The organism is Polaromonas sp., assembly GCF_036676035.1.
Lineage (GTDB): Bacteria > Pseudomonadota > Gammaproteobacteria > Burkholderiales > Burkholderiaceae_C > Polaromonas.
In genome coordinates, this window is the sequence record NZ_JAKFDR010000118.1 from 1 (window position 1) to 24,075 (window position 24,075).

26 protein-coding genes and 1 pseudogene are annotated in these 24,075 nt (G+C 61.2%); 14 read left to right on the forward strand and 13 right to left on the reverse strand.

Annotated features, from left to right (window positions below; genetic code table 11):
- The 3 genes and pseudogenes from V6M61_RS18280 to flgL all read left to right on the forward strand — a co-directional run.
- Positions 1–301 (forward strand): annotated as a pseudogene (locus V6M61_RS18280) (methyl-accepting chemotaxis protein); the annotation flags it as partial.
- A 129-nt stretch (positions 302–430) separates the two neighbouring features.
- Positions 431–2,419 carry a flagellar hook-associated protein FlgK gene (flgK, locus tag V6M61_RS18285; protein WP_332778023.1) on the forward strand — a complete coding sequence of 663 codons (1,989 nt, stop codon included), beginning with the start codon at positions 431–433 and terminating at the stop codon, positions 2,417–2,419.
- A 20-nt stretch (positions 2,420–2,439) separates the two neighbouring features.
- Positions 2,440–3,657, forward strand: a complete 1,218-nt coding sequence (flgL, locus tag V6M61_RS18290; protein WP_332778024.1) for a flagellar hook-associated protein FlgL — start codon at positions 2,440–2,442, stop codon at positions 3,655–3,657.
- Positions 3,658–3,786: 129 nt separating this feature from the next.
- Here flgL and fliR read toward each other — a convergent pair whose 3' ends face one another.
- The 13 genes from fliR to fliF all read right to left on the reverse strand — a co-directional run bounded on the left by fliR (position 3,787) and on the right by fliF (position 14,991).
- The gene (gene fliR / locus V6M61_RS18295) at positions 3,787–4,581 is read right to left on the reverse strand and encodes a flagellar biosynthetic protein FliR (protein ID WP_332778025.1); all 795 of its coding nucleotides are present in this window, start codon (positions 4,579–4,581) and stop codon (positions 3,787–3,789) included.
- Positions 4,581–4,850, reverse strand: coding sequence for a flagellar biosynthesis protein FliQ (gene fliQ, locus V6M61_RS18300; protein ID WP_332778026.1), 270 nt, complete (start codon positions 4,848–4,850; stop codon positions 4,581–4,583). Before fliQ ends, fliR begins: the two co-directional genes overlap by 1 nt.
- A gap of 13 nt (positions 4,851–4,863) precedes the next feature.
- A complete protein-coding gene (gene fliP / locus V6M61_RS18305) occupies positions 4,864–5,643 on the reverse strand; it encodes a flagellar type III secretion system pore protein FliP (RefSeq protein WP_442957810.1) in 780 nt (259 codons plus the stop codon).
- 5 nt (positions 5,644–5,648) lie between these two features.
- Positions 5,649–6,128, reverse strand: coding sequence for a flagellar biosynthetic protein FliO (gene fliO, locus V6M61_RS18310; protein WP_332778027.1), 480 nt, complete (start codon positions 6,126–6,128; stop codon positions 5,649–5,651).
- A complete protein-coding gene (gene fliN / locus V6M61_RS18315) occupies positions 6,125–6,562 on the reverse strand; it encodes a flagellar motor switch protein FliN (protein WP_332778028.1) in 438 nt (145 codons plus the stop codon). Before fliN ends, fliO begins: the two co-directional genes overlap by 4 nt.
- On the reverse strand, positions 6,555–7,559 hold the full coding sequence (gene fliM / locus V6M61_RS18320; RefSeq protein ID WP_332778029.1) for a flagellar motor switch protein FliM: 1,005 nt from the start codon (positions 7,557–7,559) through the stop codon (positions 6,555–6,557). The genes fliN and fliM overlap by 8 nt, the downstream gene beginning before the upstream one ends.
- 22 nt (positions 7,560–7,581) lie before the next feature.
- Positions 7,582–8,031, reverse strand: coding sequence for a flagellar basal body-associated protein FliL (gene fliL / locus V6M61_RS18325; protein ID WP_332778030.1), 450 nt, complete (start codon positions 8,029–8,031; stop codon positions 7,582–7,584).
- Between the two features lie 244 nt (positions 8,032–8,275).
- Complete coding sequence (locus tag V6M61_RS18330) at positions 8,276–9,598, reverse strand: flagellar hook-length control protein FliK (protein WP_332778031.1); 1,323 nt, start codon at positions 9,596–9,598, stop codon at positions 8,276–8,278.
- Between the two features lie 17 nt (positions 9,599–9,615).
- Entirely contained in the window at positions 9,616–10,071 is a 456-nt protein-coding gene (gene fliJ, locus V6M61_RS18335; protein ID WP_332778032.1) for a flagellar export protein FliJ, read from the reverse strand.
- 30 nt (positions 10,072–10,101) lie between these two features.
- A complete protein-coding gene (fliI, locus tag V6M61_RS18340; protein ID WP_332778033.1) occupies positions 10,102–11,523 on the reverse strand; it encodes a flagellar protein export ATPase FliI in 1,422 nt (473 codons plus the stop codon).
- Positions 11,516–12,301 carry a flagellar assembly protein FliH gene (gene fliH, locus V6M61_RS18345; protein ID WP_332778034.1) on the reverse strand — a complete coding sequence of 262 codons (786 nt, stop codon included), beginning with the start codon at positions 12,299–12,301 and terminating at the stop codon, positions 11,516–11,518. The genes fliI and fliH overlap by 8 nt, the downstream gene beginning before the upstream one ends.
- The gene (gene fliG, locus V6M61_RS18350; RefSeq protein ID WP_332778035.1) at positions 12,294–13,286 is read right to left on the reverse strand and encodes a flagellar motor switch protein FliG; all 993 of its coding nucleotides are present in this window, start codon (positions 13,284–13,286) and stop codon (positions 12,294–12,296) included. The genes fliH and fliG overlap by 8 nt, the downstream gene beginning before the upstream one ends.
- Positions 13,279–14,991, reverse strand: coding sequence for a flagellar basal-body MS-ring/collar protein FliF (gene fliF, locus V6M61_RS18355; protein ID WP_332778036.1), 1,713 nt, complete (start codon positions 14,989–14,991; stop codon positions 13,279–13,281). The genes fliG and fliF overlap by 8 nt, the downstream gene beginning before the upstream one ends.
- Positions 14,992–15,402: 411 nt before the next feature.
- Here fliF and fliE point away from each other — a divergent pair, with 411 nt between their 5' ends.
- From fliE to motA, 11 genes are all read left to right on the forward strand, one after another.
- Positions 15,403–15,720, forward strand: coding sequence for a flagellar hook-basal body complex protein FliE (fliE, locus tag V6M61_RS18360; RefSeq protein ID WP_332778037.1), 318 nt, complete (start codon positions 15,403–15,405; stop codon positions 15,718–15,720).
- Between the two features lie 169 nt (positions 15,721–15,889).
- On the forward strand, positions 15,890–17,203 hold the full coding sequence (locus tag V6M61_RS18365; protein WP_332778038.1) for a FliC/FljB family flagellin: 1,314 nt from the start codon (positions 15,890–15,892) through the stop codon (positions 17,201–17,203).
- Between the two features lie 144 nt (positions 17,204–17,347).
- Positions 17,348–17,746, forward strand: coding sequence for a flagellar protein FlaG (locus V6M61_RS18370; RefSeq protein ID WP_332778039.1), 399 nt, complete (start codon positions 17,348–17,350; stop codon positions 17,744–17,746).
- A gap of 50 nt (positions 17,747–17,796) precedes the next feature.
- Complete coding sequence (gene fliD / locus V6M61_RS18375; RefSeq protein WP_332778040.1) at positions 17,797–19,233, forward strand: flagellar filament capping protein FliD; 1,437 nt, start codon at positions 17,797–17,799, stop codon at positions 19,231–19,233.
- 15 nt (positions 19,234–19,248) lie between these two features.
- Positions 19,249–19,725 carry a flagellar export chaperone FliS gene (gene fliS / locus V6M61_RS18380; RefSeq protein ID WP_332778041.1) on the forward strand — a complete coding sequence of 159 codons (477 nt, stop codon included), beginning with the start codon at positions 19,249–19,251 and terminating at the stop codon, positions 19,723–19,725.
- A gap of 1 nt (position 19,726) precedes the next feature.
- The gene (locus V6M61_RS18385) at positions 19,727–20,071 is read left to right on the forward strand and encodes a flagellar protein FliT (protein ID WP_332778042.1); all 345 of its coding nucleotides are present in this window, start codon (positions 19,727–19,729) and stop codon (positions 20,069–20,071) included.
- Between the two features lie 53 nt (positions 20,072–20,124).
- Positions 20,125–21,495, forward strand: coding sequence for a flagellar hook-length control protein FliK (locus tag V6M61_RS18390; RefSeq protein ID WP_332778043.1), 1,371 nt, complete (start codon positions 20,125–20,127; stop codon positions 21,493–21,495).
- A gap of 106 nt (positions 21,496–21,601) precedes the next feature.
- Entirely contained in the window at positions 21,602–21,880 is a 279-nt protein-coding gene (locus tag V6M61_RS18395; protein ID WP_332778044.1) for an EscU/YscU/HrcU family type III secretion system export apparatus switch protein, read from the forward strand.
- A 264-nt stretch (positions 21,881–22,144) separates the two neighbouring features.
- Positions 22,145–22,462 carry a flagellar transcriptional regulator FlhD gene (flhD, locus tag V6M61_RS18400; RefSeq protein ID WP_332778045.1) on the forward strand — a complete coding sequence of 106 codons (318 nt, stop codon included), beginning with the start codon at positions 22,145–22,147 and terminating at the stop codon, positions 22,460–22,462.
- A 57-nt stretch (positions 22,463–22,519) separates the two neighbouring features.
- On the forward strand, positions 22,520–23,137 hold the full coding sequence (flhC, locus tag V6M61_RS18405) for a flagellar transcriptional regulator FlhC (RefSeq protein WP_332778124.1): 618 nt from the start codon (positions 22,520–22,522) through the stop codon (positions 23,135–23,137).
- 59 nt (positions 23,138–23,196) lie between these two features.
- The gene (gene motA, locus V6M61_RS18410) at positions 23,197–24,060 is read left to right on the forward strand and encodes a flagellar motor stator protein MotA (protein ID WP_332778046.1); all 864 of its coding nucleotides are present in this window, start codon (positions 23,197–23,199) and stop codon (positions 24,058–24,060) included.
- Positions 24,061–24,075: the final 15 nt, after the last annotated feature.

Sequence of the window (24,075 nt, forward strand, 5' to 3'; positions counted from 1 at the left end):
GATCAACCAGGCGATCACGCAGATGGACCAGGTGACGCAGCAAAACGCGGCCCTGGTGGAGGAGGCCGCTGCAGCCGCCGCATCCCTGCAGGAGCAGGCCAGCGGCCTGTCGCAGGTGGTCAGCGTCTTCAGGCTCGATGGCCTGCAGGAGACGATGTCTGTGCAGGCACGCGCAAAGCAGCCCAAGGTCCCGGTGACGAAGGTACACCCGCAGCCGCCCAGGCGGGCGATGGAAGCTTTGCCATCCGGGCGGCTTGCTGCGGCAGGGCCTTCTGGGGCGGGCAATTGGGAAGAGTTTTAAGCCACCGGCAAAGCGTCGTGGCAAATGAATTGCGCATTCACCCTCAAGTTCTTCTTGAGGCTGTCGTTATCTACCAAGGAGCCGTTAAAAGCTGCCGGGTGCGAGTTGTTGCTTTAGAGGATCAGGTTTATGTCAAACAGCATGTTTTATACCGGGCTTAGCGGCCTGAACGTTGCACAGGCCGCCCTGGTGACCACTGGCCACAATACGGCCAACGTGAATACCGCTGGCTACAGCCGCCAGTCAGCACAGATTGCATCAAGCGGTGGTGTTTACAGCCCGAGCGTCGGGTTTTTCGGCAGTGGCGCAAAGGTCAGCGACGTCACCCGCAGTTACGACCAGTACCTGGCATCGCAGCTCAATCAGGCGCAGTCGGCCAATCAATCGCTGACCACTTATTACACGCAGGTCAGCCAGATCGACAACCTGCTGGCCAATCAGAAGGCCGGGCTGGCACCGCAGATACAGACCCTGTTTACCCATGTGCAGGCGGTAGCGAACACCCCGGCCGACCCGTCGGCCCGGCAGCAATTGATCAGTTCCGGGCAGGCCGTGGCCAATCAGTTCAGAGCGATGGATCAATACCTGGGCAGCCTCAACGCCAGCGTCAATGAGCAGATTTCGGGCAGCGTCGCTCAAATCAACACCTACGCAGACCAGATCGCCAATCTCAACAAGCAGGTGGCACTGCTCAGCAATGCGGCGGGCGGTCAGGCGCCCAATGACCTGCTCGACCAGCGTGATCAACTGGTCAATGAACTGGGCAAGCTGGTCGGGACCAAGCTGGTCGTGCAGGACGGCGGCCAATACAACGTTTTCATTGGCAACGGGCAAACCCTGGTGCTGGGCGACAAGGCGACCCGCTTGACGGCCCTCAGCTCGGCCAGCGATCCGAGTCGCACCACCCTTGCAGCGGTCAATGCCGCTGGCAATGCGGTGGAATTGCAGGAGGGCCTGATCTCCGGTGGTTCGCTTGGCGGTCTGCTGCAATTTCGCACCGAGACGCTGGCGACATCGCAGAATTCGCTGGGCCGCATTGCCATTGCATTGGCCGATACCTTCAATGACCAGCAAAATCTGGGCGTCGACCTCAATGGTGCGCTGGGAACGGATTTCTTTTCCCAGGCCAGTCCAGGCCTGATCTCGAACAGCAGGAACACCGGCACCCTGGTGTTGACGCCGTCGTTTGCCAATAGCAATCAATTGACCACCAGCGACTACCGCCTGGATGTCACCGCCGGCCCGGCGTACACCCTGACGCGGCTGTCAGACAAGCAGACGATTCCTCTTACGCCCGGTTTTCCGGGCGCTGCACCTGCGAACACCACCACCTTCGACGGTGTCACACTCACGCTCGCCAGCGGTGCCGCCATGGCCGGCGACTCCTTCCTGATTCAGCCAACCCGCACGGGTGCGCGCGATCTGACGGTTTTGGTGTCCGATCCCGCCAAGGTGGCGGCAGCTTCGCCCATCGCCACTGGCAATGCGGCTGACAATCGGGGCAGCGGCGCGATCAGTGCCGGGACGGTGGATGCCAGTTATCCGGCGACGCCACTCGCTGCCAACGCGACGCTGACGTATAACAGCGCGACCAATCAACTTTCCGGTTTCCCGGCCGGAGCGGCCGTCTCGGTGACGCTGGCAAATGGCTCGCCAGATCCGGCCAGTCCTTATGCCGCAGGCACCCCGGTCACCTATTCGGCCGGTGCCAGGATGACCTTCGACGGCATCACGGTCAGCATCAGCGGTGCGCCATCCAATGGCGATACCTTCACCATAGCAAAAAACACCGGCGGCGTGTCCGATGGCAGCAACGCGCTGCTGCTGGGCGCGCTGCAAAACAAAAAAACAATCGGCAACAACACGACCAGCTTCAACGACGCCTACGGTCAGCTGGTCAGCACCGTCGGCAACAAGGCCCGGCAGATCCAGATTGCAAATACGGCCCAGACAAGCCTGGCAACGCAAATCCGCGCCGCCCAGCAGTCGGTTTCGGGGGTCAACCAGGATGAAGAAACCGCCAACCTGCTGATGTTCCAGCAGATGTACCAGGCCAATGCCAAGGTGATCCAGACGGCATCAACGATGTTTGATGCGGTACTGGGCATCAGCCATTAAGCGCCATCAAGGAGTTCACGATGCGTATCAGCACCCAGTCTTTTTACGAACAAAGCCAGACGGCAATGGGGTCGCAGCAGAGCAACCTGCTGCGCGTGCAGCAACAGATTGGCGCCATGACCAAGGTTTTGGCGCCGTCGGACGATCCGCTTGGCGCCACCCGCGCGCTGGCCATATCCCAGTCAATCGCACTGAATTCACAGTATTCGGCCAGCCGTTCTCACGCCACACAGACCCTGACACTGGAAGAAAATGCCTTGCAAAGCGTCACCACGGTTCTGCAAAATATCAAGAGTCAACTGATAGCGGCGGGCAACGGCACCATGACCGATGCCGATCGGGCCACCATCGCCACCACGCTGCAAAGCAGTTTTGACCAGTTGCAGGGTCTGGCCAATAGCGATGACGGCAACGGTCAGTTTCTGTTTGCCGGCTTCAAGAGCGGCAGTGCGCCCTTCGTTAAGCAGGCCAACGGCAGCATTGTGTATGCCGGCGACCAGGGGCAGCGCCTGATGCAGGTCGATGTCTCGCGGCAGATGGCCGGTACTGACGATGGCCGAAGTATTTTTCAGACGGTGCAAGGGGGTGCCGGCTACGTCAGCGCCTCCCCTGTTGGCAACGTTGGCAGTGGGGTGTTCAGCGCAACGTCGGTGATCGACGTGACCGATCCGAATTACGGCCAGGATTTTGTGATCAGCTTCCCGACTGCCACGACTTACCAGGTCGATACCGCGACAGTGCCACCGGTAGCCATCGTGCCCGCCACGGCCTACACGGCGGATAGCGCTATCCAGTTCGGAGGTCTGCAAATCAGCATCAGCGGCTCGCCTGCTGTGGGTGACAAATTCAATGTGTTCACCGCAAAAAATGCCGGCGCCAATGTTTTTTCTGCCATCAGTGACGTGATCACCGCGCTGAAGACACCGGTGGACAATGCCGGTCCGGCGGCTCAGGCTAAATTGTTGAATGCCTTGAGCACGGGCAACAGGAAGATCACCAATGCGCACGACAACGTACTGACTGTGCGCGCATCGGTTGGTTCGCGCCTGCAAGAGCTGGAGGCGCTGGGGAGCACCGGAGACAGCCGCAATCTTTCTGACAAGAGCTATCTGTCCGATTTGCAGGACCTGGACTATGCCACCGCGATCGCCGAGTTTTACCAGCGCCAGACGGCCTTGCAGGCGAGCCAGCAAACCTTTGTCAGGATCCAGCAGATAGCGTTGTTTAACTATTTGTAGGCGTCTGGTCTGGTTTTGTAAATCAATTTGCTATCAATAACATAGCTTGTTGAGGCCATATTTAAAGGGCTACAGGTCTAAATGGCATGTATGCCTGCGGGCCTGGGCAGGTCCCGAGCCCGACAGCCCCTAGGGGCGCAAACCTTGCAGGAACTGAAGGGTAGACGCAAATCCGGCCGCAAACCGCGGTTCGAGAAATGGCGCGATGTACTGCATCAGCATTTGCAGCATGCCCATGCCTGCCAGCAGCGTGATGGGAAAGCCCACCGCGAAAATGCTGAACTGAGGTGAGACCCGGTTCATGATGCCCAGGGCCAGGTTGAGCGTCAGCAGGGCCGCGATGAGTGGCAGCGCCAGCATCAGTCCGCCGGAAACAATCTGACTGCCTGCCGCGACCAGCAAAAGCCAGCCGCCGGCGGCCAGCGGCGCGTCAGCAATCGGCAGCGTGTGAAAGCTTTCGACCAGTGTCGTGATCAGCATCAGATGGCCGTCTATCGCCAGGAAGATCAGCATGGCCATCACGTTCAGCAGGCGCGCGAGCACCATGGTGTTGCCGCCACTGGTGGGGTCGAAGAAGGAGGCGAAAGACAAACCCATCTGCAGGCCTGCGTATTCGCCCGCCGCCTGCACAATGGCAAATACCATCCGCATCGAAAATCCCATCGCCACGCCAATGAGGACTTGCTGAATCAAAATCCAGGCGCCGCCGGCAGAAACCAGCGGGACCGACGGCATGGCGCCTAGCGCAGGCGTGATGACAATCGACAGCAAGGCCGCCAGACCAACCTTGGCGGAGCGCGGAACGGCCGCCTCACTGAAAACCGGTGCGGTGCCGATAAGGGCCAGCATGCGCACAAAGGGCCAAAGAAAGGCCACCATCCAGACGCTCAACTGGTCTGAGGTGACCGAAAAAACGGGGGGCATCAGCCTACCAGCTGCGGAATGCTGGAGAACAGATTGCGCATGTAGTCGAGGACCGTGCCCAGCATCCACGGGCCGGCAATCACCAGCGTGGCGAACACGGCCAGCAGCTTGGGGATGAAAGACAGCGTCATTTCATTGATCTGGGTGGCGGCCTGAAACAGGCTGATGAGCAAGCCGGTGATGAGCGCCACCAACAGCAGCGGCGCACCCAGCAGCAAGGAAAGTTTCATGGCTTCGTAGCCCAGCGTCATGACCGATTCGGGTGTCATTGTCAGCTCATCCCTAGGTGTAAAAGCTCTGCGCCAGCGCTCCGATCAGCAGCTGCCAGCCATCCACCAGAACGAAAAGCATCAACTTGAACGGCAGCGAAATGGTGGCTGGCGGCACCATCATCATGCCCATGGACATCAGTACGCTGGCAACAACCAGATCGATAATCAGGAAGGGAATAAAGATGGTGAAGCCGATCTGGAAGGCGGTTTTAAGTTCGCTGATTACAAATGCCGGCACCAGAATCCGCAAGGTGACTTGTTCCGGACCTTCCATGGGCGCCACGTTGGCCAGTTTCGCAAACAGCGCCAGATCGGCTTCCCGGGTTTGCTTCAGCATGAACTGCTTGAAGGGCTGAACGCCCCGCTCCAACGCCTGCTCTGCACTGATTTTGTTGTCGGAGAACGGCTTGTAGGCGTCGCTGTGCACCTTGTCGAATACCGGCGACATGACAAAAAAGGTGAGAAACAGCGAGAGCCCGACCAGTATCTGGTTGGGCGGTGCCGATTGTGTGCCAATGGCGGTGCGCAGCAACCCCAGTACGATAAGAATCCGGGTGAAGCTGGTCATGGACAGCAACAGCGCCGGCAGGAAGGACAGCGAAGTCAGCAGCACCAGCGTCTGGACGCTGAGCGACCAGGTCTGGCCGCCGCCGGGCCCGCGCGTGCTGGTGATGCCCGGCAGCCCCTGGGCGGACGCCCCTGCCGGCAACAACATCAACACCAGCAGCAGGAAGAGGAAAAGCGTCAAGAGCGGGAAGGCCGCACGGCTTCGCAGACGGACCAGGCGCATGTCCATCAGTCCCGCTTTCTCAGCTTGTTCAAGTGGTTGAGGGATTCAAGCAGTTTTTGTGAAAAAGCACCTGCGGCAGTGATCCCGTTCATGGCCGGTGCTGCTTCGACTTCATACAGGTTTTCGGCTGGCATGGTGTGCAGGGCGCGGACCTGGCCAGCAGCGACGCCCAGCACCAGCCATGAGCCGCCTATTTCCACCACCACAACACGCTCGCGCTGGCCGACCATGGCGCTGGACACCACCTTCAGCAGGCGACCGCTGCCGCGCTGTTGCAGGCCGAAGCGCCGCGCTGCCCAGGCGCACAGGAAAATCAGCGCCAGCACCATCGCCAGACCCAAGCCGGCCTGCAGCAGGCCGGCCGCGCCTATTGAGCGGGCCGACTCTGCAGTCGCAGCAGGCACGGTGGGCAGCGCCGCGCCGGCCGTACAACTGATGCCGGCCAGCAACGAAGCTGTCAGCCTGGAGATACGCGACCGGCTCATCGGTTCAGTTTCTGGATGCGTTCGGAAGGCGTGATGATGTCGGTCAGGCGAATGCCAAACTTTTCGTTCACCACCACCACTTCGCCTTGCGCAATCAGGTAGCCATTGATAAAGACGTCCATGGGTTCGCCCGCCAGGCCGTCCAGCTCGACGATGGAGCCTTGTGACAGCTGGAGCAGATTCTTGATGGTGATGCGCGTGCGGCCCAGCTCGGCGGTCAACTGCACCGGAACATCCAGAACCCGGTCGATGTCGGCCTTGGCAATGTCCGACCCGGTGCTGCCCTGCAGCGGCTGGAAAACCCGGTCGCCCGCAGAGGTGGATGCCGCTGCCGGTGTGGGTGCAGGCGCGGAGGCGAGCGCTTGCTCGGCCAGTGCGCTGCCCCAGATGTCATCTTCCTCTGCAGTCGGATCCTGCTGGTTGCCTTCACTCATAGTCGTTTCCCTTGCTTGAATCGCTGTCCTGGTGGGTGATCATCTTCTGTACCCGCAAGGCATAGTGGTTGTTGGACGTGCCGTAGCCGCATTCCATGACAGGAACGCTGTTGACCTTGGCGACAATCGTTTTCGGAATCTCGACCGGCAGCACATCGCCGGCTTTCAGTTTCAGCAACTGGCCAATGCTCGACTGCAAGGTCAGAAAATGCGCGCGGAGTTCAACGTCGGCGCTTTGCACCTGCTGCGACAGCTGTTTGACCCAGCGTTTGTCCACTTCAATCTCGTCCTGCAAGGGGTTCGACAGCAGATCCCGGATGGGCTCGATCATCGAATACGGGATGCAGACGGTCAACGCTCCCCCGATCGGGCCGAATTCGATATGGAAGGTGGTATTGATCACCACTTCGTTGGGCGCCACGATATTGGCCAGCTTGGCGTGCATCTCGGAACGCACATACTCGAAATCGAGCGGATAGACCGGCTGCCAGGCGCTGCCATAACTGTCCAGAGTCAGGTTGAGCAGGCGCTTGATGATGCGTTGTTCGGTCTGCGTAAAGTCGCGGCCCTCGATCCGGACGTGGTAACGACCGTCGCTGCCAAACAAATTGTCAACCACCAGAAACACCAGTTTCGGATCGAACACGAACAAGGCCGTGCCGCGCAAGGGCTTCATGTGCATCAGGTTGATGTTGGCCGGCACCGGCAAATGCCGGATGAAATCACCGTACTTCTGGATCTGAACCGCGCCGACGGAAATATCAGCGCTGCGGCGCATGAAGGTCAGCAGCGAAGAGCGCAGGTGCCGTGCGAAGCGGTCGTTGATGACCTCCAGCGTGTGCATGCGGCTGCGCACGATACGCTCGTCAGTGCCGAGGTTGTAAGTCGGCGGCCCTTGCGGAACCGGTGGCGGCGCGCAGGCAGCATCGGTGTCGCCGGTGACACCTTGCAGCAGCGCATCTACCTCGTCCTGAGACAGCTGCTGTTCATAAGCCATTGGCGATTTTCATTGAGCGGGTTCACTGCAGCATGAAAGTGGTGAACATCACGCTGGATATTTTTTGTGACGGCAGGCTCGGTGCGAATGGCTGATTCAACACGGCCATGATTTCACCGGCCAACTGGGTTTTGTCATTCGGCGTGAGCAGCGAGTCGGCTTGGCGATTGGACAGCACCGTCAGCACGCGGCTGCGTACTTCCGGCAGGTATTGGGTGACCTGGCCCTGAGACTTGGTGTCGGCTACTTTCAGCGTCACGCCGATGTGCAGAAAACGGCTCCGGCCATTGGGCTGCAGGTTGACCGTCAAGGGTTCCAGTGCGATAAAGATGGGATCTTTCGGCACCGTGGCTGCCGCTGTGCCGTTTTGATGGCTGCCCAGGTAATAGGCCGCTGCGCCGGCTGCCGTGATCCCAAGGGCGGCCAAGGCGACCAGTACGACGCTGAGCTTGCGAGTCTTTGGGGTATTCACTGGGTTGGTACTTGTGGCCATGACTTTGCTGCGTGAGTTTGAGGGTTAATTGTTCGCCAAAAGATCGCTCGGGCATCAGTTGATAAAAAGGGGGAAAACGCTTTATCTCCGGCATTTGCCGTGGTTCCTGGCCCCCACGCTTGCCACTTCGTGTGCCTCCGGCGTTGCGCTGCCCCTTGCACGAGGAAGAGGGGCTGTGCTTGCTCGGGGCGGCCCTTCGCCGCGCACGGCTCTACGGTTCCGCTCAGGCGTACGTATCGACGGTGATTCCATGGCCTCGCCGGGGCAGCTCTGTGACCGGCCGGGCGGCGAGGGCCGTAGTGTCCATCATGCGGGGACTTCGGTAGCTCCGTGGGTCCGGCTGCCCGCTTTGGCTGTTGGCAAACGCAGTCTGCTGCTGACTGTCTGCGCTGACCGATGTGTTGCCAAGACTGATTCCGTTGTCGGCCAGGGTGGTGCGCAATTGCGGCAATGCGGCCTCTACCGCGGCCCGGACCGATGAATGCGCTGATACAAACATGGCCTGAATCTGATGATCGTTCATGCTCAGTGTGACTTTCAGCGGCCCCAGCCCGGGTGGATTGAGCTGGAGTTCCGCGACCTGATGACCGGCATGGCCCATTTGGATCATTTGCTGGCCAAGCGCCTTGCCCCATTCGCTGCTGCCTACTTCAGGGGCCAGCAAGGGGGTGGTGGTCACAGGGGGGAGGGCATTCGGGGTAGAAATGCCTGCGGAACCCTGCACTGCCGCATTTACCGGATTGATCGGCAAGGCTGCGCTGGCGCTGAATGTATCGGTGGGGGCGGTCTGGCTGCCGGTCAGGGTTATGGCCGGGGTTTCAACACTGGGAGTCACTGCGGGCGCAACAACTTTGGCTGCGCTGTGTGCGTCGGGCGTCAAGTCGGCGCCTGCATCGCTCATCTTGTCTGCCCTGTTGGCGGCCCCGTCACCACCTTGCGATGACTGATCAGGAAAACCTGCGTCCGGCGCGGTGGGTTGACCGGCGATTTTTCCGAGGTCAAGCTGAAGGGCCGAGCTGTCGCTCACGGGATTGAGCCTGGCTTGCAGCGTGGCTGGGCCAGCATCCTTTTGACTGGCTGCCACCAGTGCAGGTGCCAGTGCAGCCTGCACGCCTGCGTCAGTGTTCACTTCTGTCGCAGCCATGGCACCGTCCGTGGGAACGGGTGTGCCCACAAGCAGGTCGGTCAGCGGCGCCGTGGATGTGGCAGTGGCCGAGGCCGCGTGGTCGGGGGCTGTTGCGGCCTCGCCGACGGGCGCGGCTTGGGCGACTCGGCTTTCCAGCGGAACGAAGGGTAGTGCCATGGCATTGGCCAGGTCTGCTGGATCGGTCTTGTGATCACCTGCCGGGCGTCGTGCCGGCGTGGGTCCTGTGGGCTTCCCGGCAGTTTTTTCAGTTGCTTTTTCCGCGGGTGCCAGCGAACGAGAAAGCGCCTCGCCAAAACTACCCGGCTTATCCTGCCCTTGTTCGTCGCTACGCGCTGTCGCATTGGACGGCGAGCTGCTGGGTTGACGTGGTGCGGAGGTGGCTGGAAGAGTTAAAGACATGACGTTCCCTGATAAATCTAGTCGGCCAAAGTGCTCGAGCGCAGGTAGAACTGTCGGGCGGTGCGCTCGTCACTGTCCCGCTGCTCCCGCTTATTGAGGACCAGCATCTCCTGTTGGCGAACCCGGTCTGCCAGGGTGTCAAAGGAATTGAGGCGGCGCTGGGTGTGCTGCCAGTCGCTGCGCCCATGCGCGAGCCGGGTATCGGCCTGCAAGGTCAATGCGCGCTGCTGCTCAATGGCACCATCCAGGGTGCCGATGAAATGCTGGAAATTGCGCAAATGGGCCGACGGGACGCCATCACGCATCTGCACCTGCAGCTGGTCCAGGTACTCCTGCCGGTACTGCAGCAGCATCTCGAGTTTTCCGGCGGCACTGGTGTGTGCGTTTTGCAGCTGGCCGAGCCGACGGGTCGCTTCGTCAGTTTTGCTTTGTGCCAGTTCGATCAGTGTTGCGAGCGGTAGCTTGTTGGGCATGGCGTTTTCTCCGGGAAAAGCATGAGGCGCTTAGCCCGCATTGAACAAACCGTGCAACTGGCTGGTTGCGGCGGCATAGTCGGCGCGTTCATGCATCGTCTGCTGCAGGAAGGCTTCGATCTTCGGATAGAGCGCAATCGCCTGATCCAGTTGCGCGTCATGGCCGGGGGCGTAGGCGCCCACGCTGATCAGGTCGCGATTGCGCTGGTAACGCGACAACATCTGCTTGAAACTGCGCACCGCTTCGAACTGCGAAGGCTCGATCAGCGCGGTCATCGCGCGGCTGATGGAGGCTTCGATGTCAATCGCCGGATAGTGGCCCGATTCGGCCAGGCTGCGCGACAGCACCACGTGGCCGTCCAGAATGGCGCGGGCAGAATCGGCGATCGGGTCTTGCTGGTCGTCGCCTTCGGTCAATACCGTGTAGAACGCGGTGATGGAGCCGCCCTGGCCCCCGGCATCGCGTGCGCCATTGCCCGCGCGCTCCACCAGCGCCGGCAGTTTTGCAAATACCGACGGCGGGTAGCCCTTGGTGGCAGGAGGCTCCCCCACGGCCAGCGCGATTTCACGCTGGGCCATCGCGTAGCGGGTCAGCGAATCCATGATCAGCAATACGTTCTTGCCCTGGTCCCGGAAATATTCGGCCAGACAGGTGGCATAGGCGGCGCCCTGCAGCCTTAGCAGCGGCGAGGTATCGGCCGGCGCGGCGACCAGCACCGCGCGGGCCATGCCCTCCTCGCCCAGCGTGTTCTCGATGAAGTCCTTGACCTCGCGGCCACGTTCGCCGATCAGGCCGACCACAATCACATCGGCACTGGTGTAGCGGGCCATCATTCCGAGCAATACGCTTTTGCCGACCCCGGAGCCGGCGAACAGCCCCATGCGCTGGCCGCGCCCCACCGTCAGCAGGGCATTGATGGCACGAACGCCGACATCCAGCACGCTGTCGATCGGTGCGCGGGTCAGGGGATTGATGGGCGCTGCGGCCAGTGGCACTTCACGGGCGAAATTGAGCGGGCCCAGGCCGTCGAGCGGCCGGCCTGCTGCATCGACCACCCGGCCCAGCATGCCAACACCGACCGGCAAACGCTTGGTTCTGGGCCCGGTGCCGCTGCCGTGACCCAGGGGCGACTCCAGCGCGTAGACTCGGGCGCCCGGCAACAGGCCGTCAACCTCGCTTTGTGGCATCAGGAAGAGGCGATCTCCGGCGAAACCGACGACCTCTGCTTCGGCGGTTTTTTGGGGGTAACCGGGAGGCAGCTCAATCAGGCAATCGCTACCCACTGGAAGGCGCAGTCCGACTGCTTCGAGCACCAGTCCCACGGCTCGCGTCAGCCGCCCGTAGGTGCGTGCCGGAACACTAAGGGCCACAGCGGCACGGGCGTCGCCCAGCGCGGCCTGCCACGCATCCAGGTGCGGCTTCGCGGCGGCGGGCGCGCAAACGTCAGCCATGGGCCGGGGCCACAGAGGGGGATGCGTTTCGTGCCAACGTCGCTGCAACCCGCTCCCAGCGGGTTTCCAGGGTCGCGTCCCGCTCACCGCTGGCCGCCAGAATTCGGCAACCGCCGCGTTGCATGGTGGCATCGACACGTATCCGCCAGCCGGCTGCCTGCAGGTCGTCAGTCAGGTGTTCTTTCGCCAGCGCCGCATCGTCCGGGTGCAGGAGCAACTGCGGTGTGCCAGTCAGGGCCGGCTCGGTTTGCAACAGTTCACGTACCACAGTCAGGATCGCTTGCGGCTCGACCGTCAAGGCCTGCCCCAGCACCTGGCGGGCAATGTCCAGCGCCAAGGCCAGCAAATCATCAGCGACTTCGCGCTCGGCCATGCGCAGAGCGGTGGGCAGCGCCAGCGTCAGCGCACGCAGGTGCTCGGCCTGCGTGTGTACAGCTGCCATGGCGGCTGCGTAACCCTCGGCATGACCCTCTGCCTGCCCCCGCGCGTAGCCTTGCCGATGGCCTTCGGTTTCGCCGGCCTGTTGTGCCTGGAGCCGCAGACGGGCCAGCTCGGCTTCATCGATCAGCAACGCAGGTTCGAGTGGCTCAAGCAAGGGTTCGGGGTCTGCCTTGGCCTCCCAGGGCGCGGGGACCGGATCCTCCGCGAAAGAGGTCATTTCCCAGCGCTGCCAGGCGGTCAACGACTCCTTGGGCCCGGTGGCCCGCCGCGCAGAAGGGTAGCCGGGCACAAACCTGTCGGCACCAGACGCCGGTGCAATGGCGGGCTTGCTATACATACGAATCGTCGCCTTGTCCGGCCAGCACAATCTCGCCGGCATCTGCCAGGCGGCGCACGATCTGCAGGATGCTCTTCTGCTCCGCCTCGACCTGTGACACCCGTACCGGGCCGCGCATTTCGATATCCTCGCGCAGCATTTCGGCGGCACGTTGTGACATGTTTTTCAGGAACTTGTCGCGCAGCTCTTGCGGCGCACCTTTCAGTGCGATGATCAGCGATTCCGATTCGACTTCCTTGAGCAGCAGCTGGACGCTGCGGTCCTCGAGTCCGAGCAGGTTCTCGAACAGGAACATCTCGTCGATCATTTTTTGCGCCAGCAGCTCATCGTGTTCGCGAACATGCTTGATCACGCTTTCTTCTTGCGCACTGCCCATCATGTTGACGATTTCGGCGGCCGCCCGGACGCCGCCAAGTCGGCTGCGCTTGACGCCTTCGCCCGACAGCATATCGGTCAGCACATCGGTCAATTCCTTGAGCGCCGCCGGTTGCACACCACCGAAGGTGGCTATGCGAAGAACGGCGTCGTGGCGCACGCGCTCGGGGAGCTGCTCCAGCACGTCGGCGGCCCTGCCGCGATCCAGGTGTACCAGCAGCGTGGCGATGATCTGCGGATGTTCGTCGCGAATCAGCTCGACCACTTCGGTGGCCTCCAACTGGTTCAGCCGCTCGATACCGCTGGCCGGGTCGTTGGGCTGGAGAATGTTTTCCAGCAGGTCTGCGGCACGGTTGTCGCCCAGCGCCTTGTTCAGTACGGCGCGCAGATAGCTGCCGGAGTCCAGGTGGAGCGCCGAGTACTGCTCGGTTTCGAGGCGGAACTCTTCCAGAACGTCGCTGACCTCGTCGCGCCTGACTTGCGTGAGGTTGGCCATGGCCTCGCCCAGTGCCTGGACCTCGCTTTGCGGCAGATGCTGCAACACGCTGGCCGCGCCAGCCTCACCGAGCGACATCAAAAGAATGGCGCTTTTTCTTGTGCCTTCACCCATTATTTTTACCCATCCAGTGCTTGATCAGCATGGCCACCATGCGGGGATCTTTGACGGCTGTTTCCTGCGCGTACTGGATGTTGTCCAGATGGCGCTGGGCTTGTCGCTCCTGCGCCAGTGCTTGTGCCTGCGGTTCGGTGCTTTCGGATTGGACCTCTTCCTTGCCTGCAAGCAGTGGTACGGTTGGTGCTGCCTGCAAATGCTTGCGCAACAGGGGCCGCAGCACAGCAAACCACGGATACAAAGCGAGCGTACCCAGCAGCAGGTAGTTGCCCAAGGTCTTGGCCAGCTCGATGTTTTCCGGTTGTTTCCACAGCGGCAGCTCGGCGACGTCGCTGCCGTCCGATGCAAACGGGCTGTTCACCACATTGAGCGAGTCGCCACGCTCGCGGCTGTAGCCCATCGCCTCCTTGACCAGGTTTTTGATCTGCTCCAGCTCGGCAGCCGACAGCGCTTGCGGCGCCCGCTTGCCTTGGGCGCTCAGTGTGCCGCGGTAGTTGACAACCACTGCCACCGACAGACGCTTGATGCCGCCCGCACCTTGCTGCACATGGCGGATGGATCGATCCAGTTCATAGTTGGTGGTGCTGTCTTTGCGTGCGTTGACCGGGCCCCCGCTGCGGGGAATCCCGCCGGCGCCGCCCAGTTCCGTGCTCATCTTGAGCGGGTCCGCGGTCTGGGCACCGGGCTTTTGCTGCCCTTGGGGTGCAGTGACGATCGGTGCAACCGGGTTGGTCGGTGGCTGGTTTGTCAGCGCACCCGGCACGCCACCCGGCGGGGTGGCGCCTTGCTGGCTGGACTCACTCGATTGTTGGCTGCGAATGGCCGCACTGCCAGGCTCCTGGTTCGGGCGGTATTTTTCATCGGTGTTCTCGACGATCGAGAAATCGATGTCTGCCGCCACTTGTGCATGGACATTGCTGGCGCCGACGATCGGTTGCAGTATGGCTTCAATGCGGCGGATATAGCCCTGCTCGATTTCCTGCGCATATTTCAACTGGCTGACATCCAGGCCGCGGGCGCCGGCGTTCGCCGCTGAGAGCAGATTGCCGGCCTGGTCCACCACGGTAATGCTTTTGGCAGACAGCTCCGGCACGCTGCTGGAGATCAGGTGCACGATCGCACTGATCTGGCCTTCGTCAATGGTTCTCCCGCGATGCAGCGTCAAGACCACCGAGGCGCTCGGTTTTTTCTGGTCACGCACAAACAGCGAGGGCTTGGGCAGCGCAAGGTGCACGCGCGCCGAGTCCACCGCGGAAATGGAATTGATCGAACGTGCCAGCTCGCCTTCCAGAGCACGCTGGTAGTTGACCTGTTCGGCAAACTGGCTGGTGCCGAACTTCTGGTTGTCCATCAGCTCAAAACCGACCGTACCGCCCTTTGGCAAGCCCTGCGAGGCCAGTCGCAGGCGCGCTTCAGGCACCTTGTTGGCAGCCACCAGCAATGCCCCGCCGCCTTCGGCGAACTTGTAGGGAATGTTCATTTGCTGCAGCGACGCGATGATGGCGCCGCCATCGCGGTCCGACAAATTGCTGTAAAGCACGCCGTAGTCGGGCGTACGGCTCCACAGCCACAGTGCGGCCATGGCGGCCACTGCGGCAGAGGCCCCGATCATCAGCGGCAAGCGCGGGTTGGCGCGCAGCTGATCGAGCAAGGGCCAGGTTTTGGGCGTTGCCACGTCAGCACCCATTGCGGCGGAACTCATTGGGTAAGCTCCGCGCTAGGCGCTGCGGTATTGGCTACGACGTCACAAGCGCTTCGCGCAGTTGTGAGTCCTTGCCGCAACTTCGTTGTCGCCTTGGGAGCGGCCCGGCATCTCATGCGCTCACCCGGCTACCGCCATGTCGCAAGGGTGATCGGCGTCGGGGATGTAAATGACTGATGACATACGAGACATACGACTGCTTTTTATTGAAAAGAGAGGGAAGGAGCTGGCCTGGCGGATGCCAAGGCACCCCGGGTCTCGCAAATGATTGTCAGAGCGCGGCGTTGTTCTTGATCCGCCGAATAGCCGGGGGTTTTGCCGTCTTTTGGGGCGATGCACCGGCCAGCCGGTTGGTACGCTTCAAGCCCTCCATCAAGAAATGGGCGCGTGTGCCGCCCCTAGGAAAATACCATGGCGATATCGTCTATTGAATCGGTGCTGCAGCAAATGCGTTCGGTGGCCCAAGCGGCTGGCCACGCAACCACTGCGGGCAGCGAAGTGGCCGGCGGTGGCTTTGCCGGCGAGCTGAAGAAATCGCTTGATCGCATCAGCGACACGCAGCAGCACGCGGACAGCCAGGCCGAAGCTTTCGAGCTGGGCAAGGCCGGGGTGGCGCTGAATGATGTGATGGTCGATATGCAGAAGGCCAACATCGGTTTTCAGATGGGCCTGCAGGTGCGCAACCGGGTGGTGGCCGCCTACCAGGAAATCATGGATATGCCGGCCTGATAAGGCGTGCGCATGGGTCAGACAAGGAATTTTTGCGTGTGGCCCTAAAGGTTTTTCCTGAACTGGCCGATAACCTGAATAACGGTGGCTTGCAAACTGTCTCGGCAGACAAGGCCAGCGTTACGGCGAGTTAGCCGGAGTCCACAACCTTTGTAATCAGGAGTCCATCATGGCGCAAGTCATCAATACCAATTCACTCTCGCTGCTCACGCAGAACAACCTCAATAAATCACAGTCTTCGCTGAACACTGCGATCCAGCGCCTGTCTTCCGGTCTGCGCATCAACAGCGCCAAGGATGACGCCGCCGGCCAGGCCATCGCCAACCGCTTCACCTCCAACATCAAGGGCTTGGCACAAGCCCAGCGTAACGCCAACGACGGCATCTCGCTGGCGCAAACGACCGAAGGCGCTCTGACCGAGGTCAACACCAACCTGCAGCGCATCCGTGAACTGGCCGTGCAGTCCACCAACGGCTCAAACTCTGCAGCCGACAAGGCCTCGATCCAGGCTGAAATTACACAGCGCCTGGCTGAAATCGACCGCACTTCGGCGCAAACCGACTTCAACGGCGTCAAGGTGCTGGCTGGCAACAACAAGCTGGCCATCCAGGTCGGCGCGAAGGACAGCGAGACCATCAGCATCGAGCTCAAAGGCATCGATTCCGCCAAGATTGGCCTCAGTGGCTTCTCGGTTGCAAGCAATGCCCTGAGCGTCAGCGCTGCCTATACGACGGTCGACAATGCCGGCACGCCTGTCACTGCCAACCTGGCCGCTGCCGCCTCGGACCTGTCGACCGCGACGGGCACGACCGTCGCCGCTGCCGACCTGTCGCTGCACAACGTACTGACCGCCGCTGGCGCGCCGACCGCGCAGTGGGTCGTCAAGCACGGCTCAGACTACTACGCCGCGTCCACGACGGCCGCCACCGGTGTGGTGGACCTGAACACGGCCGATGTGGACTTTACCGATCCCAACAATGGCATCACTGCAGCCGTCACCCTGACTGCCCAGGTGGTCAAGGTCGGCGCGAACGCTGCCGGTGCGGCAACCGCATTTGTCACGGTCCAGGGCAAGAACTACAACCTCGCTGCACTGGGCGCCGCGCAGACCAACACCGGCGCTGCAGGCAGCAACACGGCTTCCGCCGCCGGTACCGACATCGTTCTGAGTGGCGCGGCCGCGACGGCCGAGTTCTCGGGCGCTGCCAGCATCAATCCGCTGGCCAAGATTGATGCGGCGCTCAAGCAAGTCGCTGACCTGCGCAGCTCGCTGGGCGCCGTTCAAAACCGCTTTGACTCGGTGATCTCCAACATCGGCACCACCATGACCAACCTGTCTTCTTCACGCTCGCGTATTGAAGATGCCGACTACGCCACCGAAGTGTCTGACATGACGCGCGCGCAGATTCTGCAGCAGGCCGGCACCTCGGTGTTGGCCCAGGCCAACCAGACCTCGCAAGGCGTGTTGTCCCTGCTGCGTTAATCGCCGAAAAGCACGCGCCTTCGGGCGGGTGTATTTCAGCTCCACGTGCAAGTCAGGCGGTCCGTCCGCCTGCCCACTTGCGCTAAGCACTCCCGCTTGGAGGTTCAGGCGTGAGTGCCTAGCGATCCTTCAGGAGAGTAAGCGATGACGATTCCCGCAAGCGCCGTGACGGCGTACCCGCTGCGCCGGTCCGTGTTGTCCGCGCCACAGCCGCATGGAAATACCGGCCTGGCGCGCGAGACGGCTGTCCTTGGTCTCGCGGAAAAAACATTTGAGCTTACGCCGGCCTGGGAGAGTGCCACGCTGGTTGAGATCAACCAGGCTTTGGAGATGGCGGCCATCGGATTGCAGTTTGAGTTCGACAAGGAGGCCGACAAGATGATCGCCAAGGTGGTGGATGTGGGAAGCGGCGAGGTGATTCGCCAGATGCCCTCTGAAGAGGTGGTGCGGATCTCGAAAGCCCTGGGCAAGCTGCAGGGTCTCCTGATGCACCAGACGATTCTGAAGCGGTGGTGCGAGTCTCGAAAGCCCCTGGAAAATTAAAGGCTCTTCGAGCGAGGCAGGCGATCCAGTTTAAAGAATAAGGAGCCATCATGGCGTCAGTTGCAAGTTTGGGTGTGGGGTCCAATCTCGATTTGAGCGGCTTGCTCGACAAGCTCGCCAACGCGGAGCGTCAGCCGCTGGTGATGCTGCAGCGCCAGCAGGTCAGCTACACCGCCAAATTGTCGGCCTACGGCACCTTGCAGGGTGCGCTGAGCAGTTTCCAGGCGGCCGCGAGCAAATTGTCCGATGCCAAGTTGTTCCAGGGCGTCAAAGCGTCTTCGAGTGCGACCGACGTGCTCACGGCCACCGCTTCGGCGACGGGTGCGCCTGGCAGTTACGCGATCGACGTCACGCAACTGGCGCAAGCACAGTCGCTGGCAGCGGCCGGGGTGGCGGATGCGAAAGCCGTCGTGGGCAAAGGCACGGTGACGATCGATTTTGGGACCATTTCCGGCGGAACGCTGGACCCGGCCACCGGCCAGTACAGCGGTGCGGCCTTTTCACCCGACGCCAGCCGGGCCGCAAAGTCCATCGTGATCGACGACAGCAACAATTCGCTTGAAGGCTTGCGCGATGCCATCAACAAGAGTGCCGACATTGGCGTGACGGCGAGCATCGTCAACGACGGCGGCGCCTCGCCCTACCGCCTGGTGCTCAACTCCAAGCAGACGGGCGCGGCATCCAGCATCCGGATTGCCGTGACGGGCGATGCCAGCTTGCAGAGCTTGCTGAACCATGATGCTTCAGGGACGCAGAATCTGAAGCAGACAGTCGCAGCCAGCAACGCGGCACTCAAAGTGAACGGCATTGCCGTGACTTCCAGCACCAACACGGTGACGGAGGCCGTCCAGGGCGTCACCATGACGTTGGCAAAGACAGGGCTCAGCACCTTGACTGTCAGCCGCGACACCGCCTCGGTGGAGAGCGCTGTCAGCGATTTCGTCAAGGCCTATAACAGCCTGCAAAGCACGGCCGGCCAGCTGACCAAGTACGACAAGGAGAAGAAAACCGGCGCAGCGCTTGTCGGCGACTCGACGCTGCGCACGATACAGACGCGGATTCGCGCCGCGCTGAATACGCCACAGGCCGGTACGCTCCAGGTGCTGTCAAAAGTCGGCGTGACCTTCCAGAAGGACGGCACGATCGCCTTCGACGCGGCCAAGCTGAGGACGGAATTTGCGGCCAGCCAGGACGCTGTCTCGGAACTGTTTGCCGGCACGGGTGGCGACACGGGCTACGGCAAGCAGGTGTCTGCGCTGGTCGACACTTTCACCAGTACCAGCGGCATGCTCAGCGTCGCCACCGAAGGCGTCAAGACATCGCTGAAATCGCTGGACACGCAGTACGCCGCCACTGAAGACCGCGTGCAGACCAAGGTAGAGCGTTACCGCGAGCAGTTCACCCAGCTCGACATGCTGGTTGCCCGTATGAATTCGACCAACAGCTACCTGTCGCAGCAGTTTGCCAACATGAGCTCCAGCAAATAAGAAGAAGGGATATTTGTGTATACCCCATCCCATTCCTACAACGCGGGCGCCAATGCCTACGCCAAAATCGGTACGGAAATCGGCGCCATGAGTGCGTCACCGCACCAACTGATCACCATGCTGTTCGATGGCGCCAAAACGGCCATCGCCATGGCGCGCCACCATATGGCAAACCAGGACACCCGTGCCAAGGGCAATGCCATCTCCAAGGCGATCAACATCGTCGAAAACGGGCTGAAAGCCAGCCTTGACGCTGAGGCCGGAGGCAAGGCTGGCGCCGAACTGGTCGCGAATCTGTCGGCCTTTTATGACTACATCAACCAGCGTCTTCTCTACGCCAACCTGCGCAACGATCCAGCGCTGCTGGACGAGGCGGATCGGCTGCTGGAAAACATCGGTTCCGCATGGCGCGAAATTGGCCCCCATCAACCGGGCCAGACGCTGGACACGTCTGATGCGCCGGCGACGGCCCGTCTGTCCGTAGGAGCTTGATGTGGGTTCTCAAAGCGAGGTGATGCATTGCTACGAGCAGATTGCGCCACTCACCGAACGCATGCTGATACTGGCGCGCTCCGGCCAGTGGGGGGCGCTGCCGGCACTGGAAGCGCAATGCAGCGACATGGTCGACCGCCTGAAGCTCATCGAGCCACTGAAGACGCTGGATGAAGCGCAGTCGGCGCGAAAGTACCAGCTGCTTGGCCGGATAAATTCCAACCACGCTGAAATTTCCAACATTGTCATGCCGCAGCTGGCGCAGTTGATGGCGGTGCTCAAGAGCCTGGAGCTGCAGCAAAGCCTTCATCAGGCGTACAGCCGGACGGACGAGCCTTTGCTATGAGCGGTGTAACGCCTCTGGTGGATACGCTTTTGGCCACGCGGCTGGCTCAGCGCATGGATCTGATTCCACTCAAGGCGCAGCTCGAAATCGCCGGCCCGGGCGCCGTGACAAATGTTGAAGAAGTCGCCAATGACGTCCGCTTGCCTTCGCGCGCAGCCCTGCAGCGGCAATTGGGTGTGGCGCTGCTCGATCGCGATCACGGCGGCGACATCTCGCCGTCGGTTCGCCCGGGCGGAACCGTCACCTTGAGCACTGTGGCCCGCGCGATCGGTGCAATTCTGGATCTTCAATCCGGGGCTACGCACAAGATCCGGGGGGAAGAGCCGCTGTGGCCACAGCGGCAGCCACCTGTTGCGCATCTGCTGACGGCGACACTGGCCCGTACGGTGGCTGCCTCCGGCCTGTTCTACGAATCCCACCTGCAGCAGTATGCCGCCGGCACGCGCACACTGGCGCAACTGGCGCAGGAGCCGCAAGCCCGCTTTGATGCCCTGGCCAGAACGGAAGGAACGCCCGGTACGCGGCCCGATGCGGCGGCTGTTGTGCCATCCGATGCAAGCGCTGAACCTCCTGCATCGGTGCAGGCAGGCGCTGCTGCCAATGCTGGAACCATCAAGGGCAGCGAGTCCGACGCTGCACCCGCGGCTATGCGATGGCCTGCCGGTCTGCCTGCCCGTCCGGATGCTGCCCATCTGGCCGCAGCCTATGGCCGCGCCAGTGGTCGCGACAAAGCGCCTGCGCCAGTTCACATCATTGCCGGGCAATTTCCCGCCGGGCCGCCCCAAGGGGAATTAGCCCCCTCGGGGGGCAGAGAGCTACACGCAGTGAGCGAACGTGGGGGCCGGCAATTTCCCGCCGGGCCGCCCCAAGGGGAATTAGCCCCCTCGGGGGGCAGGGAGCTACACGCAGTGAGCGAACGTGGGGGCCGGCAATTTCCCGACGCAAAAAATCCCGGCGCAAGCGCGCTGGACGCCGTGCGCAATGACAGTCCTGTCGCCGGCGTGATTCACCCTGATGCCATGGCATTGGTGCGCCAGCAGCTGGAGCTGCTGGCGAACCCGGTATTTCGTTGGGGTGGCGAAGCGTGGCCAGGCACGCCCATGGACTGGGACATACACCAGGAGCGGGATGAAAGCCAAGCTGCGGCTGATGGCGAGGCGGTGCAGCGCACATGGACCACGCGTCTGGCATTGACCCTGCCGACCCTCGGGGCCGTTGAAGTGCGTTTGAGTCTTGCCGGCGCAACGCTGCAGGTGCATCTGGCCGCACGCGAGACCGCCACGCTTGCGTTGCTGAGTAACGAGGGGAAAGAGCTGCCCCAGCGCTTTGGTGCCTTGGGGCTGCAACTGACGGGTTTGCAGATGGGAGCGCTGGCGGTAGAGCCTGCAACACAAGACACCCGGAAAGATGATGATGCCGCCTAGACCCGTGCGCAGCGCAGGGCCGCCCCAAGCAAGCACAGCCCCCTCGGGGGGCAGCGCAGCACACGCAGTGGCAAGCGTGGGGGCTAGTGTGCTTGACGGAGAAATGATGGAGAGCCCGCGGGCAGACCGGCCAAGCGCCGTTGCGCTGTCCCATGTTGCGAAGGACAAGGCGCCCATCGTTGTGGCCAAAGGCTACGGCGCTGTTGCCGAATCGATTGTCCAGCGCGCACGTGAAAGCGGCCTGTATGTGCACACTTCGCCGGATTTGGTGAAGCTGTTAATGCATGTCGACCTGGATGCGCAGATTCCACCCCAGTTGTACTTGGCCGTCGCCGAGGTGCTGGCATGGCTGTACCAGCTTGAAACCGACTCGGCCATGAGTTAGGGATCAGGTGCTACAAAATAATCTAACTAGCAATTTTGTCATATTTATAGAAATTCATATTAATACTAATTGATATCGCATAAATGATACAAAAATGATAAATACGGTTAAACCCTGTAAAGATCCGTAAGAATATGTGAATAATTGCCTCAATGGATTCGGGCATACACATATTGCCAAATCCCTGACATGCAGTTAGGCAACCATGCGGCTTGCCTGCCCGTGTCTGCAAAGAGCAAGTTGTCAAAGAACTAGGAGCGCACAGTGGTTGAGACGGGTACTACCAATGAGATTGGTGATTTGAATTTGGCTTATCTGCTGCTGGCACAGCGGCTGGTGAGGGAGGACCTTGCGACGGCAATGTTCCGCCTTGGCTTGAGCAGGGAGCTGGCCGATTTGCTCGGGAACCTGTCGCTTTCGCAAATTGTGAAGCTGGCAGCTTCCAGCCTGCTGTTATGCCGTTTCAGATTTGATGATCACCCGATTTTGTCGACACTGACGCATGACGGGAAAAACCTGGCGTTGCAGCAGGCGCATACAGCCATTCTTCTTTCCGGGCAGCAGCTCGAGGTGGCTCGATGATGTCGCGCCTTGAGTGCACCGTTGGTGGTTTTTCCCTGGCTTGCAGTTCGGATCATCATGGCCGGTAAAAGCGTCATTCGTGAAGCGCGAGAAATCCATCTTGCGATCGACTTGATCAAACTTGGCGCTCGCCTGCAGTTTCTGGAGGCGGAAACCAGCTTGAGCCGGGATCGTCTGATCAAGCTGTACAAGGAAATCAAGGGCGTTTCGCCGCCCAAGGGGCTGCTGCCCTTCTCCACAGACTGGTTCATGACCTGGCTGGCCAATATTCATTCGTCGATGTTCTACAACATCTACCGATTCATGGTGACCCATGGGGGGTGCACGCGGATTGCCGCCATCATCAAAAGCTACCAGCTCTATATGGAGCAGGTAGAGCGGCAGGGCAGCGAGCCTGTCCTCGACTTCACGCGCGCCTGGACGCTCGTGCGATTTTTTGACGGCGACATGCTGCAGCTGAGTACCTGTACCCGTTGTACGGGCCTGTTCGTTGCGCATGCACACGACTCCCAAAGCAACTACGTGTGTGTTTTGTGCCGACCGCCATCGCGTGCCGGCAAGACGCGCAAGGTCAAACGCGATGCGACCGAAGTGTCCGGCGCCACGAACGGGGACAGGCGCGCGACTTCACCGTCGCAGTGGCTTGCGGATGTGATGAATGGGGCGCGTGCCTGACGGGCAACAAGGTAGTCGGGAGTTTTATTCTCTTCAGGTTTTTTCAGCGGGGGAACGTGGTGCTGGTTATTGTTGGCTATCTGGTGGTGGTGGGCTCCGTCTTTGGCGGCTATGCGCTGATGGGTGGGCATTTCGGTGCGCTGTATCAGCCGCTTGAATTGCTGATGATTGGCGGTTCTGCGGTGGGTGCATTTGTCGCCGGCAACGACGGCAAGACCATCCGCGCCACGATCAAGGAGCTGCCAAAATTGTTGCGCAGTTCGAAAAAGCATGACAAGGCACTCTATATGGAGCTCCTCGCCCTGCTGTATGTGCTGCTGTCGAAAGGACGCAAGGACGGCATGCTGGCGCTGGAGTCCGACATTGACGATCCGCAGGGCAGTGCCATTTTTGCGCCCTACCCGGTGATTCTGGGTGATGCCCGTGTCATGGAATTCCTGACCGACTACCTGCGCCTGATCGTCAGCGGCAACACGGATCCGTTCGAAATCGAGCAACTGATGGAGCACGAGCTCGACACCTACAAGCACGAGGCCGAAGTGCCGGCACACAGCCTGTCGCGGGTTGGCGATGCGCTGCCGGCGCTCGGCATTGTGGCGGCCGTGTTGGGCGTGGTGCACGCGCTGGCCTCCGCCGACTTGCCGCCCGCCGTCATGGGTGAGCTGATTGCCCACGCGATGGTGGGCACCTTCCTCGGCGTATTGCTGGCCTATGGCTTTGTCTCTCCACTGGCATCGTTGATCGAGCACAAAGTGGCTGAGTCCCTGAAGGTCTACCAGTGCATCAAGGTCACGCTCATGGCCAGCCTGAACGGCTACGCGCCGCAGCTGGCGGTGGAATTCGGCCGAAAAATCCTGTATTCGACCGAGAGGCCCTCGTTTACCGAGCTGGATGGGCATGTCCGTGAAGTCAAGAGCCGCTAACAGCACGCCGGGCTG